General features: G+C 70.2%; 17 protein-coding genes and 1 tRNA gene. 5 read left to right on the forward strand and 13 right to left on the reverse strand.

All coding sequences use genetic code 11. The features are described from left to right. Positions 1-92: 92 nt before the first annotated feature. Genes DEJ20_RS14475 through DEJ20_RS14485 form a run of 3 tightly spaced genes read right to left on the reverse strand, consistent with a single transcriptional unit; the run spans position 93 to position 3,420 of the window. Positions 93-1,466 carry an ABC transporter substrate-binding protein gene (locus DEJ20_RS14475; protein WP_220035004.1) on the reverse strand — a complete coding sequence of 458 codons (1,374 nt, stop codon included), beginning with the start codon at positions 1,464-1,466 and terminating at the stop codon, positions 93-95. Between the two features lie 26 nt (positions 1,467-1,492). After that, complete coding sequence (locus DEJ20_RS14480; protein WP_171907877.1) at positions 1,493-2,434, reverse strand: carbohydrate ABC transporter permease; 942 nt, start codon at positions 2,432-2,434, stop codon at positions 1,493-1,495. Positions 2,435-2,445: 11 nt separating this feature from the next. Continuing rightward, the gene (locus tag DEJ20_RS14485) at positions 2,446-3,420 is read right to left on the reverse strand and encodes a carbohydrate ABC transporter permease (RefSeq protein WP_228516654.1); all 975 of its coding nucleotides are present in this window, start codon (positions 3,418-3,420) and stop codon (positions 2,446-2,448) included. Between the two features lie 201 nt (positions 3,421-3,621). Between DEJ20_RS14485 and DEJ20_RS14490 the strand changes: the two genes are divergently transcribed. Then, positions 3,622-4,887, forward strand: coding sequence for a Gfo/Idh/MocA family protein (locus DEJ20_RS14490; protein WP_502866585.1), 1,266 nt, complete (start codon positions 3,622-3,624; stop codon positions 4,885-4,887). 76 nt (positions 4,888-4,963) lie between these two features. Continuing rightward, positions 4,964-5,977, forward strand: coding sequence for a LacI family DNA-binding transcriptional regulator (locus tag DEJ20_RS14495; RefSeq protein ID WP_258377195.1), 1,014 nt, complete (start codon positions 4,964-4,966; stop codon positions 5,975-5,977). A 71-nt stretch (positions 5,978-6,048) separates the two neighbouring features. Here the strand turns inward: DEJ20_RS14495 and DEJ20_RS14500 are convergent, their stop codons facing one another. Next, positions 6,049-6,504: a winged helix-turn-helix transcriptional regulator gene (locus tag DEJ20_RS14500; protein ID WP_111235770.1), complete on the reverse strand. Its 456-nt coding sequence runs from the start codon at positions 6,502-6,504 to the stop codon at positions 6,049-6,051. A gap of 84 nt (positions 6,505-6,588) precedes the next feature. Here DEJ20_RS14500 and DEJ20_RS14505 point away from each other — a divergent pair, with 84 nt between their 5' ends. Together DEJ20_RS14505 and DEJ20_RS14510 are read left to right on the forward strand one after the other, a co-directional pair. Next, on the forward strand, positions 6,589-7,284 hold the full coding sequence (locus tag DEJ20_RS14505) for an SDR family oxidoreductase (protein ID WP_111029862.1): 696 nt from the start codon (positions 6,589-6,591) through the stop codon (positions 7,282-7,284). 113 nt (positions 7,285-7,397) lie between these two features. Then, positions 7,398-7,799 carry a hypothetical protein gene (locus tag DEJ20_RS14510; RefSeq protein ID WP_146245447.1) on the forward strand — a complete coding sequence of 134 codons (402 nt, stop codon included), beginning with the start codon at positions 7,398-7,400 and terminating at the stop codon, positions 7,797-7,799. Between the two features lie 10 nt (positions 7,800-7,809). On the opposite strand, the gene DEJ20_RS14515 is transcribed toward DEJ20_RS14510, so the two are convergent. The 5 genes from DEJ20_RS14515 to serS all read right to left on the reverse strand — a co-directional run bounded on the left by DEJ20_RS14515 (position 7,810) and on the right by serS (position 11,196). Further along, the gene (locus tag DEJ20_RS14515; protein ID WP_111235768.1) at positions 7,810-8,373 is read right to left on the reverse strand and encodes a GrpB family protein; all 564 of its coding nucleotides are present in this window, start codon (positions 8,371-8,373) and stop codon (positions 7,810-7,812) included. Beyond that, complete coding sequence (locus tag DEJ20_RS14520; protein ID WP_258377194.1) at positions 8,370-8,888, reverse strand: GNAT family N-acetyltransferase; 519 nt, start codon at positions 8,886-8,888, stop codon at positions 8,370-8,372. The genes DEJ20_RS14515 and DEJ20_RS14520 overlap by 4 nt, the downstream gene beginning before the upstream one ends. Positions 8,889-8,902: 14 nt before the next feature. After that, positions 8,903-8,987: transfer RNA gene (locus tag DEJ20_RS14525), tRNA-Ser, on the reverse strand. Between the two features lie 83 nt (positions 8,988-9,070). Then, positions 9,071-9,934, reverse strand: a complete 864-nt coding sequence (locus DEJ20_RS14530; RefSeq protein WP_111235766.1) for an HAD family hydrolase — start codon at positions 9,932-9,934, stop codon at positions 9,071-9,073. Beyond that, positions 9,931-11,196: a serine--tRNA ligase gene (gene serS, locus DEJ20_RS14535; protein WP_111235765.1), complete on the reverse strand. Its 1,266-nt coding sequence runs from the start codon at positions 11,194-11,196 to the stop codon at positions 9,931-9,933. Before serS ends, DEJ20_RS14530 begins: the two co-directional genes overlap by 4 nt. Positions 11,197-11,251: 55 nt before the next feature. Between serS and DEJ20_RS14540 the strand changes: the two genes are divergently transcribed. After that, positions 11,252-12,322, forward strand: a complete 1,071-nt coding sequence (locus tag DEJ20_RS14540; protein WP_111235764.1) for a diacylglycerol/lipid kinase family protein — start codon at positions 11,252-11,254, stop codon at positions 12,320-12,322. Between the two features lie 17 nt (positions 12,323-12,339). Here the strand turns inward: DEJ20_RS14540 and pheA are convergent, their stop codons facing one another. From pheA to DEJ20_RS14560, 4 genes are read right to left on the reverse strand one after another with little or no spacing between them, the layout of a single operon-like run. After that, complete coding sequence (gene pheA, locus DEJ20_RS14545; RefSeq protein ID WP_071406510.1) at positions 12,340-13,296, reverse strand: prephenate dehydratase; 957 nt, start codon at positions 13,294-13,296, stop codon at positions 12,340-12,342. Between the two features lie 39 nt (positions 13,297-13,335). Continuing rightward, complete coding sequence (locus DEJ20_RS14550) at positions 13,336-13,881, reverse strand: MarR family winged helix-turn-helix transcriptional regulator (protein ID WP_017888293.1); 546 nt, start codon at positions 13,879-13,881, stop codon at positions 13,336-13,338. Between the two features lie 28 nt (positions 13,882-13,909). Beyond that, positions 13,910-14,389, reverse strand: coding sequence for a hypothetical protein (locus tag DEJ20_RS14555; protein ID WP_111235763.1), 480 nt, complete (start codon positions 14,387-14,389; stop codon positions 13,910-13,912). Beyond that, complete coding sequence (locus DEJ20_RS14560; RefSeq protein ID WP_111235762.1) at positions 14,386-15,828, reverse strand: molybdopterin-dependent oxidoreductase; 1,443 nt, start codon at positions 15,826-15,828, stop codon at positions 14,386-14,388. The genes DEJ20_RS14555 and DEJ20_RS14560 overlap by 4 nt, the downstream gene beginning before the upstream one ends. Positions 15,829-15,851: the final 23 nt, after the last annotated feature.

The following is a 15,851-nucleotide window of genomic DNA, read 5'->3' on the forward strand; positions in this document are numbered from 1 at the left end:
CGGCACGGTCAACGCGTCGTCCGCACACCGCACCGGAGGGTGCGGCATGCGGACGACGGGCGGGGTGTCGGGTGTCGGGTTTCGGGTTTCGATCAGGTGAGGGCGAGCAGGTTGTTGACCTGTTCGTTGACCCCGGTCAGCGTCGAGATCGGCTTGCCGTTCGCGTAGACGTCGTCGAAGGCGGGCTGCAGCAGGGCCTGCACGTCGGCGGGGTTCTTCGTGACCGGGAACAGGAACGTGGTGTCCTCCTCGACCTGCCGGGTGAACGCCGAGACGTCCAGCCCACGCTTCCGGAACGAGGCCACCGCGGCCTCGGTGCCCGCGGGACGAGCGGGGAACACGATGCCGCTCTCGCCGACGATCCGCTGCGCCTCGTCGCTGCCCAGGAACGCCACCCACTTCGCGGCGGCCTCGGGGTCCTTCGCCTGCTTCGTGATCGAGTCGCCGAGCCCGTTGAACATCGACGCACGGTGACCCGACGGGCCGATCGGGGTCGGGGCGACCGCGACGTCGAGGTCCTCCATGCCGAGGTACGAACCGATCATCCACGAGCCGTTGAACGACAGCGCGCACTTGCCGGCGCCGAGCTGGACCTCGGGCCCGGTCGTGGTGGAGAACACCCCGTACTTCACCATGTAGCCCTTCTCGGCCAGCCGGTAGTACCACGCGAGGGTGTCCTGCACGACCCGCTCGTCGTAGCGGAACCTGTCGCCCCACGGGTTCTCGTTCGTGTAGAACCAGTCGACCGACCCGGTGAACGGCGACCACTGGGTCTGGCCGAAGCCGTCGCCGCCCGAGCCGTTCGACGAGATGCCGTAGACGGCGACGTCGTCCTTGTCGAAGCCGTCCTCGTCGCCGTGTCGGCCCTTCGAGTCGACCGTCAGCCGCGCGAGCATCCGCTCGAACGTGCCGCCGTCGTCCGGGTTCCACGCGAGCGACCCGAGCTCCTCGGCGGAGACCCCGGCCTTCGCCATCGCCTTCTTGTCGTAGAACATCGCCACGGTGTCCCAGTCCTTCGGGGAGCCGTAGCGGTGGCCGTCCTGGCCCTTCCACAGTTCGGCGAGCCCGGACTGGTAGTCGTCGTCACGGATGCCCTTCGTGGCGTCGAGCTCGTCGAGCCCGTAGAGCACGTCGAGGTCGGCGTACTGCGGGAACTTCGTCAGGTGGTCGGTGAAGACGTCGGGCGCGGTGCCGGCGATGAAGCCCGCGGTGAGCTTGGTCCAGTAGTCGTTCCACCCGAGCTGGGTGATCTTGACCGTGATGTCGGGGTTCGCGCGGTGGAACGCGTCGGCGACGGCCTGGTACGCGGGCTGCTGGTTGGCGTCCCAGAGCCAGTAGCTCACGGTGCGCGCACCCGACCGGTTCGTCGTGCGGCGACCGGGCGACGAGCACGCGGCGAGCGCGCCGAGGGCCAGGGCAGAGGCGCCGCCGGCGAAGAGCGTGCGGCGGGTCAGTTGGTTCGTCATGGTGTTCGTCCTGTCCGACAGCCGGGTCACTTGATCCCGGAGAAGCCGATGGAGTTGACGATCCGCTTGGCGAAGACGCCGAACAGCAGGATCATCGGGAGCGCCGCCACCAGGGTCGCGGCCATGAGCCCGGCCCAGTCGGTGCCGGACTGCGGGGTCTGCGACTTGAAGACGCCGAGCGCGACGGTCAGCACCCGCGAGCTGTCGGTGTACGACACCATGAGCGGCCAGAAGTAGTCGTTCCAGCTCGTGATGTACGTCAGCACGGCGAGGGTGGCGATCGGGGCCGCCGCCATCGGGATGACGAGCCGGAAGAACACGCGGACCTTGCCGGCGCCGTCGATGAGGGCCGCCTCTTCGACCTCCTTCGAGATGCCGAGGAAGAACTGCCGCAGGAAGAACACCGCGAACGGGGTCATGAACATCGTCGGCAGGGCGATGCCGAGCAGGTTGTCGACGAGCCCGAGCTGCTTGATGAGCGTGAAGTTCGGCAGCAGCGTGAAGATCGCGGGGACCATCAGTCCGGCCAGGAACACCCCGAACACCTTGTCGCGACCGGGCCAGCGCAGCCGGGCGAAGGCGTAGGCGGCCGCTGCCGAGAAGAACACCTGGCCGACGGTGACGAGCGTCGACACCAGGATCGAGTTGAGCAGGTACCGCCAGAAGTCCAGCGCGGCGCCGGAGCCGCCCTGCGCCAACGCCTCTTCGGTGGACTGCAGGCCGAAGACCCGCTCGAACCCGCCCAGGCTGAAGCCGACGGGCAGCAGCGAGGTGGGGTCGGAGTTGATCGCGGTGTTCGACGACAGCGCGGTGCGCAGGATCCAGTAGAACGGGAACAGGGTGACGACGATGACGAGGATCATCGCGACCCAGGCGAGCACCCGGCCGAGCGACGGGCGACGACGGTGGCCGGCGCCCATCCGGGGCGGACGGGACGTGGTGACGGAACGGGTGAGTGTCGTGGTCATGGCGCTTCCGTTCAGTCCAGGTCGGACTCACCCGAGCGGGTGAGGCGGTACTGGATGATCGTGATGATGCTGAGGACGATGAGGAGCGCGACCGAGACCGCGGACGCGTAGCCGAACTGGAACCGGCCGAACGCCAGGTTGTAGATGTAGTTCTGCACGACGTTCGTGGCGTTCGCGGGACCGCCCTGCGTGGTGACGGCGACGGTGTCGAACACCTGGAACGACCCGATCACGGTGATGATCAGCACCAGGGACAGGATCGGGCGGAGCAGCGGCACCGTGATGCGCCAGAACATCTTCCACTCGCTCGCACCGTCGATGCGTCCGGCCTCGTACACGGTCTCGGGCAGCGACTGCAGGCCGGCGAAGATGAGCAGCGCCGTGTAGCCGACGTGCCGCCAGACGTTGATGAGCGCGATCGAGGGGATGCCCCAGACGTCGCTCTGCAGGAACGGGATGCGGTCGAGCCCGAGTGCGGCGAGCATCTCGTTGCCGATGCCGAGCTGGGTGTCGAGGATCCAGAGCCAGACGAGGGCGGCGACGACGTTCGACACCAGGTACGGCGCGAGCACGATGCCACGCACGAAGGTCGACTTGGTCAGGCGGTGCATCATCACGGCGATGAACAGCGCGACGACGGTCTGGATGACGATGTTGATGAGCACGTACTCGACGGTCACCACCATCGAGTGCCAGAAGATCGAGTCCTGCACCAGGCGGGCGTAGTTCTGCAGGCCGGTGAACTCGGGCTCGGTGAGCAGGTTGTACGACGTGAAGCTCAGGTAGATGCCCCGCACGGTCGGCCAGGCGAGGAACACCGCGAACCCGACGGCTGCCGGGGCGATGAAGACGAGCGCGAGCCACAGGTCGTTCCTGGGGCGGCGTCGTGGTGCGGTGGTGCGGGCACGGGCGAGGTCGGCGGACCGACTCCTCCGTCTCGTGCTGGCGGTCGTCAGGGGTGACGACACAGGGCTCTCGGTTGCCATCGCGACTCCTTCGTCTGCGGTGGACTGATGTGCAGCAGTCCGTGAGCCGGGAATCTACACGTGGGGACCACCGCTGGCAAGAGTCGATTTCCGGGCTGTGGACCGGGGTTGTCACGTGTAGACAGCGTGTGTCAGGATGGCGCTCGATCGCATCGGAGCGACCCGCTCGGCGACGCATCCCACACCCTGGAAAGGTCACTGATGATCTCTGTCGGAATGGTCGGCGCGGGCCAGTTCGCCCCCCAGTTCGCCAAGCTGTTCAAGCTCCACCCCGACGTCGACCGGGTCTACGTCACGGACCTCGTCGACGAGCGCGCGTCCGAACTCGTCGAGACGCAGCACCTCGACGGCACGTTCCCGGACTTCGACGCCGTCCTCGCCTCGGACGTCGACGCCGTCGCGATCTTCACGCAGCGCTGGACCCACGGCCCGCTCGTGGTCAAGGCCCTGCGCGCCGGCAAGCACGTGTACTCCGCCGTGCCGATGGCGATCTCCGTCGACGAGATCCGCGACATCATCCAGGCGGTCCGCGAAACCGGCCTGACCTACATGATGGGCGAGACGAGCTACTACAACCCCGCGACGGTGTTCGCCCGCAAGCAGGTCGCCGCCGGCGCCTTCGGCCGGGTGTTCTACGCCGAGGGCGACTACGTGCACGACATGGACCTCGGCTTCTACGCCGCGTACCAGTACAGCGGGGGCGACGAGTGGAAGCGCACCGCCAGCTACCCGCCCATGCTCTACCCGACGCACTCGGTCGGCGGGGTCCTCGGTGCGATCCCCGGGCACGCGGTCAGCGTCAGCTGCATCGGCGTCAAGGACGACCGCGACGACGGCGTCTTCGACAAGGACGTCAGCCAGTTCGACAACGACTTCTCGAACGCCACCGCCCTGTTCGAGCTCGACAACGGCGGGGTCATGCGCATCAACGAGATGCGTCGCGTCGGCTACCCGTCGCACATCCGCGAGTCGCGCTTCCGCTACTTCGGCACCGAGGCCAGCTTCGAGCAGCTCGCGAAGACCAGCGTCTGGCAGGACAAGGAGGACTCGTACGACATCAGCGACAAGATCGACACCCAGGCGACGATGTCCCTCGACGACCCGCGCCTGGCCGACGTCGACCCGTCCCTGCGCGACGCGTTCGTCTCCGGCTACGCCGAGGTGCACGACACCGACCGCCTGCCCGACGAGTACGACGGTGTGCCGACCGGGCACGAGGGCAGCCACCAGTTCCTCGCCGACGACTTCGTCCGTGCCGTCGTCGACCGGACCCTGCCGCCGGTGAACGCCTGGACCGCCGCGCGCTTCACCCTGCCGGGCATCATCGCCCACCAGTCCGCGCTGCAGGGCGGCGCCCGCCTCGACGTGCCGGACTTCGGTGACGCCCCCGAGACGGCAAGCGCTGCCACGACGAGCGCACCGACATCAGCAGCCAGCACGTCGTCGGCTACGATCGCGTCCGAGTAACACGTGTCGTTCGGGTGCCGGTCCGTCGAGGGCCGGCACCCGAACGACGCTCCCGGACCCGACGAAGGTGGCACCCGTGACCGTCCCGACGAACCCCAGGGCGGTCACCCGTGCGGACGTCGCCCGCTACGCCGGGGTCAGCACCTCCGTCGTCAGCTACGTCGTGCACGACGGACCCCGCCCCGTGGCCGCCGCCACCGCCGCCCGGGTGCGCGAGGCCATCCGCGTCCTCGGCTACCGCCCGAACGCGAGCGCCCAGGCCCTGCGCACCGGTTCGTCGAAGATGCTCGGCCTGATCGTGCCCGAACTCGACAACCCGTTCTGGTCCGAGCTCGCCGTCGCCGTCACCCACGCCGCCGCTGCACGCGGCTACGACGTCCTGCTCGCCAACAGCGACGGCGACGCCACCCAGGAACGCGAACGGCTCCGCAGCCTGTCCGCCCGCCAGGTCGACGGCATCATCGTGACGAGCATCATGACCCATCCGGACCTGTCGACCGTCACCGACCCCGGTCTGCCGATGGTCCTGCTCAACACGTTCTTCGAGGTCCCCGAGTACGCCAGCATCGGCGTCGACGCCCTGCGTGGTGCCCTCGACGGCACGCAGCACCTGGTCGAGCACGGCTACCGCTCGATCGGCCTCGTGATGGGGCACACCGGCTCGATGGAGCTCCGCGAGCAGGGCTGGATGCGTGCCCTGCGCCAAGCCGGCCTGCCCGACGGCCCCATCGTCCGCACCGACTTCACCCGGCGCGGAGGCTACGAAGCCGGCCTCCGCATGTTCGCCGACGAGACCGGACCCCGAGCCGTCTTCGTCAGCTCCGACATGCAGGCGATCGGCGTGATGCGCGCACTGTGGGAACTCGGTCTGCGCGTCCCCGAGGACGTCGCGATCGTGTCGTTCGACGGCGCGGCCGAGGCGGACTACACGAACCCGCAGCTCACCACGGTCCGGCAGCCGATCGAGACGATGGCGGTCGCCGCGGTCGACCGTGTGCTCGGCCTCGACGCCGACAACCAGTGGCACCGCGACCTGGTCCCCGCCGAGTTGGTCCTCGGCGCGAGTTGCGGGTGCGACGTGCGTCGCTGACGCACCCAAAAGCGGACTGGAGGTTCGGGGGCGGGGCCGCCACGGGCCTCCTGTCCGTCAGCTGGTCGCGTTCAGGACGCCGGCTCCATGACGGCGCGGAGGCGCGCGGTCGGGATGCGCTCCTGCGCATCCACGGTCACGGCGGCAGCCTCGACCGCCTCGCCGGTCTCCGCGTCGACGAAGCGCAGGTCCGACGCCCGCTCGGACGGCCGGTGCCGGTCGGCCCAGCCGCCGAGGGCGAGCAGCACGAGTGACAGGTCCCGTCCGGCGTCGGTCAGGACGTACTCCTCGCGGGCACGGGCGCCCTCGGGCTTGTAGGTCGTGCGCTCGAGCACTCCGCCGTCGACGAGTGACGTCAGCCGTGCGGTCAGGACCTCGCGCGGGACGCCGAGGCTCTGCTGGAACTGGCTGAAGCGGGTCGAGCCGCCGACGGCGTCGCGGACGATCATGAGCGTCCACTTCTCGCCGAGGACGTCGAGGGAGCGTGCGATGGGGCAGCGCTCGTCGCCGCCGAGGATGCCGAGCATGCGTTCATCCTAGCTGGGTTCGATTTCCGGACACAACGTGCTAGGTTCGGTTTTCGTACTCAACTTCTCATCTTTGGAGCACTCATGACCGACCTCACCAACGCCGTCGTCCTCGTCACCGGAGCGAACGGCGGCCTCGGCGCCGAGTTCGTCCGCCAGGCCCTGGAGCGTGGCGCCACCAAGGTCTACGCGACCGCCCGCAACCCCCGCACCTGGGACGACGAGCGCATCGTCCCGCTCGCCCTCGACGTCACGAGCCAGGAGAGCGTCGACGCCGCGGCCCGCACCGCAGCCGACGTGACCGTCGTCGTAAACAACGCCGGGATCGCCGGCTCCGACCCGCTCGTCGACGTCTCCGTCGAAGAGGTCGAGCGCATCTTCGCCACCAACGTCTTCGGTGCACTCCGCGTCGCCAAGGCCTTCGCCCCCTCGATCGCCAACGGCGCACTGATCGACGTGCACTCCGCTCTGAGCTGGGTCGCCCTCGCCGGCGCGTACTCGGCGTCGAAGGCCGCGTTCTGGTCGATCACGAACTCCCTGCGCCTCGAGCTCGCACCCCAGGGCACCCAGGTCGTCGGCGCCCACCTCGGCTACACCGACACCGGCATGATCGCCGACCTCGACGTCGAGAAGTCCGACCCCGCCGACATCGTCCGGTCGATCTGGGACGCGGTCGAGGCCGGCGAGCACGAGGTCCTCGCCGACCAGGTCAGCCGCGACGTCCGTGCCGGCCTGAGCGCCCCGCTCACCGCGCTCTACCCGATGCTCGCAAGCGCCTGAGGCATGTTCCCGTTCGGGCGGTGACGGTTCTGGTTCGCGAACACCCGTGTTCCTGAACCAGAACCGTCACCCGCCCCGGTCAACTGCCCGCTCCCCGCCGGTACGCTGACCCGATGACGGCGGGGGAAGCGTTGGGTCAGCGGCGCAGCGGGTGGGCATCGGCAGGGCGCGCTGCGGTCTTCTGGGCGACGGCAGCGCTCGGGACGTTCGCTGGCTTCGCCACGTGGTTCTGGCTGTACCTGGCGTCCGACGTCGACAACCGGCGTTCAGCTGACGACTTCTCGCACCCGAACGAGGGCGCTCTGTCCCTCGGCCTCCCGGTGGTGGTGGTCGCGCATGTGATCGGTTTCTGCGTCCTGCTGCTGACCGCCCGGAGGGCACGTCGCGACCGCCGGTCGGCATGGTGGTTCGCCGCGGTCGCGCTGATCACGAGCTCGCTGGTCGGGATGATGGCGCTGATGCCCCTCACCGACGGCCACCTCCTGATGCCGTACCCGCTCCCGTTCGTGCCGTGAGTGCGGCGGGTCAACCGGCTGCGCCGCGGCCGGTGATCCGACGGTTCGTGGCGGTGATGGCGGCGCGCTCGTCGTCGGACAGGCCACCGGCGTGGAGGATCCGGCTCAGCACGTCGCTCTTCCGCTCGATGTAGTCGTCGATGTCCTCGGCTTCGGCTGCTGCCCGGCGTTTCACGGCGGCGTACTCATCGCGGAGCGCCGGGTCGGCACGCAGCACGTCGCGGACGGCGAGGTGGTTCCGCAGCGCGAGCGATCCGGCCGCGACGACGTAGGTGTTCGTCGGGGCGAAGCGCTCCGGAGCCCGGAACGCCTGCCGCCCCGGAACCCCCAGTTCACCGCGCGGCTCGAAGCCGATCGTCGCCATCCCCGCCACCGCGGCGGGCACGTCATCGGCGTCCACCACGACGTCGACGTCGAGCACGGGCTTCGCCGCCAAGCCCGGCACGGATGTGCTGCCCACGTGCTCGATGCTCCGGAACGGCACGTCGGCGTCGTCGAGCGCGGCGGCGTAGGCGTCGTGCAGCTGCCGGAACCGCTCGGGCCACGACGACCGGTACTCGACGACCTCGATCACGAGGCCGGCGTCGGCGCGAGGAGCTGGAACATGACGTGGTCGCGCCAGACCCCGTCGATCTTGATGTACTCCGGCGCGAAGCCGTACCGGGTGAAGCCCGCGGACTCGAGCGCGCGCTGCGAGCCGACGTTCTCGGGCAGGGTCTCGGCCTGCACGCGGTGCAGACGGAGCACGTCGAAGGCGTGATCGGCCGCTGCGCGGACAGCGCGGGACGCGTGGCCCTGGCGGGTGCGGTCGGCTCGGATCCAGTACCCCATCGCGCACGACTGCAGGGCGCCGCGGACGACGCCGCTCAGCGTGATCCGGCCGAGGAGTTCCCCGTCGGTCGACTCGATGACGAACGGCACCGCGTTGCCGGCCCGCTGCGCGGCGAGGGCCTGCGTGATGACGTCCCGCTGCCCGGACTCCGTGTAGTACGACGGCGCTCGCGCCGGTTCCCACGGTCGCAGGTGGTCGGCGTTCTCGGTGATGACCGCAGCCAGGACGGCCGCGTCGTCGAGGCGGAGTGGGCGCAACCGTGTGTCCATCGCGGAGGGTGTGGGATTCGAACCCACGAGACATCTCTGCCCACCTGTTTTCAAGACAGGCTCCATCGGCCGCTCGGACAACCCTCCAGTGACGCGACCACGTGGCGAGACGTGATCGCGTCCCGGGAAGTCTACCCGGGCCTCCAGGCTGGGGTGCGCGCGAGCGCGGACTAACGGGGCAGGGAGTCGAGCGCCGCTGCCAGGCCGTCGTCGGTGATGCCGCCGGTGAGCTCGTTGCCGGCGTCGACGACGTCGTCGGGGGCCTGGCCCATGACGACGCCGCGACCGGAGGTCGAGGCCCAGCGGAGCATGTCGATGTCGTTGCGGCCGTCGCCCGCGGCGAAGACGCGGGAACGCGGGATGTCGAGCCACTCGCGCACGCGCTCCATCGCGGTGGCCTTCGTCACGCCCTCGGGAGCGATGTCGAGCCACGACGTCCAGCCGACGGAGTACGAGACCTTGTGCAGGCCCATCTGCTCGACGATCTGCAGGAAGTCCTCGGTGTCGTGGCCGGGCGAGATGACGACGACGCGGGTGGCTTCGACGCCGAGCAGCTGCTCGAACGGCACGTGCTCGCCGGCGACGGTCATCGTGTCGTCGGGGAAGTTGCCCGACAGCAGGAAGTGACCGGTCTCGTCCTCGACGCCGAACGCGGCGTTCTCGAGTGCGCCGTGGATGGTCTGCAGCACCTCGGACGGGTCGAACCGCTCGACGTGTTCGCGCACGTAGGAGCCGTCGGCGCGCCGGGCCAGGATGAGCGCACCGTTCGCGCACACCAGGTACTTCGGCCGGATGCCGAGGGTCTCGAGCAGGGGCACGGTCATGCCCTCGCTGCGGCCGGTGGAGAGCATCACCTCGTGGCCGGCGGCCTCGGCGTCACGGACGGCGGCGACGACTGCCTCGGTGATGACACCGTCCTCGCGCATCGTGGTGCCGTCGATGTCGAGCGCGACCAGCCAGCGCTTGGTGCGGGCGGGCGCGTCGGCGCCCGCGCCCTGCTCGGTACCGTCCACGAACCGTCCCTGGGTGCTCATCGGGGCTCGATCACCTCGACGCCACCGAGGTAGGGGCGCAGGACCTCCGGCACGACGACGGAACCGTCGGCCTGCTGGTGCGTCTCGAGGATCGCGACGATCCAGCGGGTGGTGGCGAGGGTGCCGTTCAGGGTGGCGACCGGAGCGGTCTTGCCGCTCTCGGTGCGGTACCGGATGTCGAGACGGCGGGCCTGGAACGTCGTGCAGTTCGACGTCGAGGTGAGCTCGCGGAACGTGCCCTGCGTCGGGACCCAGGCCTCGATGTCGTACTTCTTCGCCGCGCTCGTGCCGAGGTCACCGGCGGCGACGTCGATCACGCGGTAGTGGAGCCCGAGGTCCTGGAGCATCTGCTCCTGGTGGGAGACGAGGCGCTCGTGCTCGGCCTCGGCCTGGTCCGGGTGGACGTAGGCGAACATCTCCAGCTTGTTGAACTGGTGCACGCGGAGGATGCCGCGGTTGTCCTTGCCCGCCGAACCGGCCTCGCGCCGGTAGCAGGTCGACCAGCCGGCGTAGCGGTGGGCCTGGCCGTCTTCGAGCGGCAGGATCTCGTCGGCGTGGAACCCGGCGAGGGCGACCTCGCTCGTGCCGGTCAGGTACAGGTCGTCGGCTTCGAGCCGGTAGACCTCGGCCGCGTGCTCGCCGAGGAACCCGGTGCCGGCCATCGTCTCGGGGCGGACGAGCGTCGGGGTGATGAGCGGCTCGAAGCCGGCGGCGATCGCACGGTCGAGGCCGAGCGACATCAGCGCGATCTCGAGCCGGGCGCCCATGCCGCGCAGGAAGTAGAAGCGCGAGCCGGAGACCTTCACGCCACGCGGGATGTCGATGATGCCGAGGTGCTCACCGAGGTCGGCGTGGTCCTTCGGCTCGAAGTCGAACTCGGGCTTGGTGCCGACGGTGCGGAGCGTGACGAAGTCGTCCTCGCCGCCCTCGGGCACCCCGGGGAGCACGACGTTCGGGATGCCGCGGACGACGGTGTTGAAGGTGTCCTCGGCCGCGGTGACGGTGGCCTGCGCCTCCTTCACCTTTGCGGCGAGGGCCTGGGCCTGCTGCACGAGTGCGGCCTTCTCGTCCTTCGGAGCCTTGGCGACGGTCTTGCCGAACGCGTTCTGCTCGGCGCGGAGCGACTCGAACGACGTGATCGCACTGCGGCGGGCGGAATCGGCGGCGACGGCTTCGTCGACGACGGCCACGGAGGCGCCACGCGCCTGCTGTGAAGCCTTGATGACGTCCGGGTTGTCGCGAAGCAGCTGTGGATCGATCACCGCCCCATCCTAGACGGGGGCAACCGCACGCAGGCTCGATCGGTAGCGTGGACGTATGTCGACCCCTTCGGAGACCGCGCCCGCGGACCAGGACGCCCTCCCCACCGAGCAGCGGACGGCCGCGGTGGTCTACAACCCGGTCAAGGTCCACCTGCCGACCCTCAAGCGCACGGTCGCGGAACACCAGCAGCAGGCCGGCTGGGCCGAGACCCTGTGGTTCGAGACCTCGGAAGAAGACCCGGGCGGCGGCATGGCCCGCGCGGCGATCGAGGCCGGTGCCGACGTCGTCGCGGCGGCCGGCGGTGACGGCACGGTCCGCGCGGTCGCCGAGGTCGTGCACGAGTCCGGTTCCACCCTGGCGCTGCTGCCGAGCGGCACCGGCAACCTGCTCGCGCGCAACATGAAGCTCCCCCTCGACGACCTGGCCGCGAGCGTCCGGACGATCTTCCACGGCGACGACCGCAAGATCGACTTCGGCATGCTCAAGATCGAGCGCCCAGGCGGCGAGCGCGAACGCTTCGGCTTCCTGGTGATGGCAGGCCTCGGGCTCGACGCCCGGATGCTCGTGAACACCCGACCCGAGCTGAAGAAGAAGGTCGGCTGGCTCGCCTACGTCGACTCGCTGTTCCGCTCAGTGCGCGACGCCAACGCGTTCGAGTTCCGCTACCAGCTCGACGACGACGGCAACCACTCCCTCCGGGCGCACTCGCTCATCGTCGGCAACTGCGGGATGCTGCAGGCCGGCGCGATCCTGCTGCCCGACGCCGAGATCGACGACGGGGTGTTCGACATCGCCGTGATGCGTCCCCGCGGGTTCTTCGGCTGGGTGCGGATCGGTGCCCGGGTGTTCTGGGAAAACGGGATCCTGCGGGCGTTCCGCCGGTCGAACCTGGGCAAGACCGCCGTCGGCAAGAAGATCGTCTCGAAGTCGCGCGAGGAACGACCCCTGCGCTACCTGCGCGGGCAGGAGTTCACGGCGCGGCTCGAGCGGCCCGACGAGTTCGAGATCGACGGCGACCCGGTGGGCGAGGTCATCGCCTTCCGTTCGCGCATCGACCCGATGGGGCTCTCCGTGCGGGTGCCGGACCCGGCGGACGACCGCCACGGCTCGCGCCAGGTGCCCTGACCCGCGGCGCTACCGCGCTACCGCGCCCCGGGCTCGCCCGACACGATCGCGCGCAGCCAGTCCCGCGCCTCGACGAACGCGGCGTCCGAGTAGCGCGCCGGAACCTCGGGGCGGGCACCGTCGGCACGCGGGTACGACCCGAGGAACGTCACGCGCGGGCTGAACCGGCGCAGGCCGAGCAGCGCGTCCGCGACCCGCTCGTCGCGCACGTGCCCGTCGAGGTCGATGACGAACCGGTAGCGGCCGAGCTCGTCACCGATCGGGCGTGACGACAGCAGCCCCATGTTGATGCCCCGCGTCGCGAACTGCTCGAGCATGTCGACCAGGGCGCCGGGGTGGTCGGCGGGCAGCTCGACGATGACGCTGGTCTTGTCGGCGCCGGTCGGCTCGGGCAGGGCGAGGGTCTTCGACACCAACACGAACCGGGTGACCGCCGAGGCGTTGTCGCCGATCGACGACGCGAGGACGACGACGTCGTGGTGGTCCGTGATGCCGGGCGGCGCGACGGCGGCGTCGGCCGTGGGGTTCGCCTCGAGCAGGGCGAGGGCCGCGGCGACGTTCGACGACGCCGGGATGTGGCCGTGCCCGGGCAGGTTCGCCTCGAGCCAGTTGTGGGTCTGGGCGTAGGCGACCGGGTGGGCGTTCACGGTGCGGACGTCGGCCAGGGTGGTGCCGGGTCGGGCGACGAGCACGAAGTCGACGGGGACCAGGTACTCCCCCACGATCCGCACGCCGGGGATCCGGGCCAGGGCGTCCTGCGTGGCGCTGACCCCGCCGTCGACGCTGTTCTCGATCGCGATGACGGCCCCGATGGACCGGCCGGACATGACGTCGTCCAGGGCCTCGCCGACGTTGTTGACGCTCCGCCAGGGCTTGCCGGCAGCGGCCTCGACGAGCTTCAGGGCCGCCTCGGTGAAGGTGCCGGCGGGTCCGAGGTAGGAGTACGTGTCGGACGGCGCGGCGGGGTCGGTCATGCGGCGAGCCTATTGCAGGGACGCGGAGGCCAGGCGGCCTCAGTCGGTCGCCGCACCCGTCAGCCGCTGCTCGCAGATCGCGGTGTCGTCGTCCTCGCGCGGGTAGGTCAGCGCCGCGAACCGTCCCTCGGGGTCGAGCCGCGTCAGGAGCGACGCCGCGATGCCGTCGAGCTGCGCGACCTGCTCGTCGGAGAGCGCGTCGATCACCACTCGGCGGGCGGTGCGGACGTGGTCCGGGGCAGCGTCGACGATGGTGGCGTACCCGGCGTCGGTCAGCCGGACGTCGGTGGCACGGCGGTCGGAGGTCGACGGGCACCTGGTCACGAGCCCGCGCTTCTCGAGGCGGGACACCACGTGCGACAGCCGCGGCAACGAGGCGTTCGTGGCCGAGGCGAGCGCCGACATCCGCAGGGTCCGGGTGTCGGTCTCGGACAGCATCGCGATGACCATGTAGTCGAAGTGCGTCAGGTCGGCATCACGCTGGAGCTGCTGGTCGAGCGCCGCCGGCAGGAGTTCCATGACCGCGACGAGCTTCATCCACGCGCGCAGCTGCTCGCGGGTGAGCCACGGGGTCTCGTCGGTCATGACCTGATCATACCGAAAGGTTGTCCCTTTAACCAGTGGTGCGCACGGCGGACGAACCAGACGAACCCGCCGAACCCGCCGAACCGCCAGCGCGACGCGACCGCACCACCCCGACCACGAGCACCACCACCACGACGACCAGCAGCGCCCCCTCGACGAGCAGCAGCCGCGTGCCGTAGTCGAACGGCAGCACGGTGGGGTTCTTCTGCCCGTGGTCCTTGGCAGCGATCTCCGGCAGGACCACCAGGGCGAGCACGCTGCCGAGCACGATCGCCGCCTGCACGACGACGAGCACCCAGGCCCGCAGCGAGCGTCCGGCCCGACGCAGCAGCAGCCCGGCACCGACCACGAACGGCGACAAGATCGCGTCGTGCAGCACCACCGCCGCGAGCAGCCACACCCCGAGTCCGCCGATGCGGTTCGGCTTGACGGACGTCACGAGCACGTACGCCCCGAACGCGATGACCAGCACGCCGATCACCACGAGCACGATCCGCGCGGCCTTCACCGGAGCACCTCGATCTTCTCGATCCACTTGGTCTGCAGCACACCCGGCCGCCCGGGAGCGATGATCCGCGCCGGGAACCCGTGGTCCAGGTCGAGCGTTGCACCGTTCAGCTCGAGGGCGATGAGCGTCGTCGGGTCCTCGGCGTACTCCGGTCCCATGTCCATGATCCGGTAGCCGCCGTGCCGCTCCAGGCTCGTCACCCGCACGTGTGACCCCTGCGGCGCCTGCACGGCGTCGAGCAGGTCGCGCATCCGCAAGCCCTTCCAGGTCGCCATCTGGGTCCACCCCTCGACGCACGAGATCGGCAGGTCGACCTGCGCGGTGCCGAGCGCGACGAGTTCCGCCCGGACGAACGTCCGGCTCACGTCGTGGCCGACGACGGTGAGCGTCCAGTCGGCAGCGGTCGCGGTCGCGAGGACGCCGGCTGCACGCGCAGTGCGGTTCACCGGCAGTCCGTTCGCGCCGATGCCGCGGCCTCGGGCTCCGAACACGTTGAACGGTTCCGCGAGCTTCGAGGACTGCCCCGCCGTGAGCGCGACGACACCGACGGTCGCCGCCGTCACGCCGGCGAAGAACCCGCGTCGGGCGATGCGCTGGCGTCGTCCGGCGGCGGCTTCCGGCGTCGGTCTGGAGGCCCGGCTCGGCTCCCCCACGTCGGCCGTCGGCTGGGCGGGACTCGGCTCCTCGGACACCTCGCGGGTCTCCGGGGCCGTGTCCGGTCCGGTAGGCCGGGACTCGGCGCCGCCGGGGGCGGCGTCGACGCCGTCGATCCAGCGGAACACGCGGCCCAGCAGGCCGGGGGCGGTGGACCCGCCGGTCTCGGCGACAGCAGCGTGCGGGGCGGACGCGAGACCCTCGCTCGCAAGCTCGCTCGGCGCATCCCGCGGATCGCTGGCGCGATCCCGCTGAGCGGGCTGCGCCAGACCGGGTGGGAGCAGTTCACTGCCGGACGCGGGGTCCGCGATGAACCGGCCGTGCACGTCGTAGGAGTCGCGCTTCCGCCAGTAGCGGGCGATGACCGGCAGCTTGGCGGCGATGTGGATGGCCAGCGAGCCGATGATCACGTAGGCCAGGGCGTTGTGCACCTGGCGGAACGGGAACGGCCACGGGTACCACTGGTACGTGTTGAGCAGGCCGGTGACGACCTGGATGATCGACGCGGACACGAGCACCGCGATCGACAGCCGCTCGAGCAGGTGCAGCACGCCGCGCACCGGCGGCACCTGCACCAGGGCGGGCATGACGGTGTTGAGCTTGGCGAGCAGCAGCGGGATGATCGCGATCCCGGTCGTGATGTGCAGGCCCTGCGTGAACTGGTACAGCTGCGTCGGACGGGTCGGGAACCGCATCCAGCCGAGCGGTTCCTGCAGCAGGTGGCTGTAGATCCCGGTGCCGAAGCAGACCAGGAACGCGATGCCGAGCAGGCGCCCGAGCACCACCGCAGAGCGGGCGTTGCGGTTGG

It is taken from the genome of Curtobacterium sp. MCSS17_005 (assembly GCF_003234225.2).
In the GTDB taxonomy this organism is placed as follows: Bacteria; Actinomycetota; Actinomycetes; order Actinomycetales; family Microbacteriaceae; genus Curtobacterium; species Curtobacterium flaccumfaciens.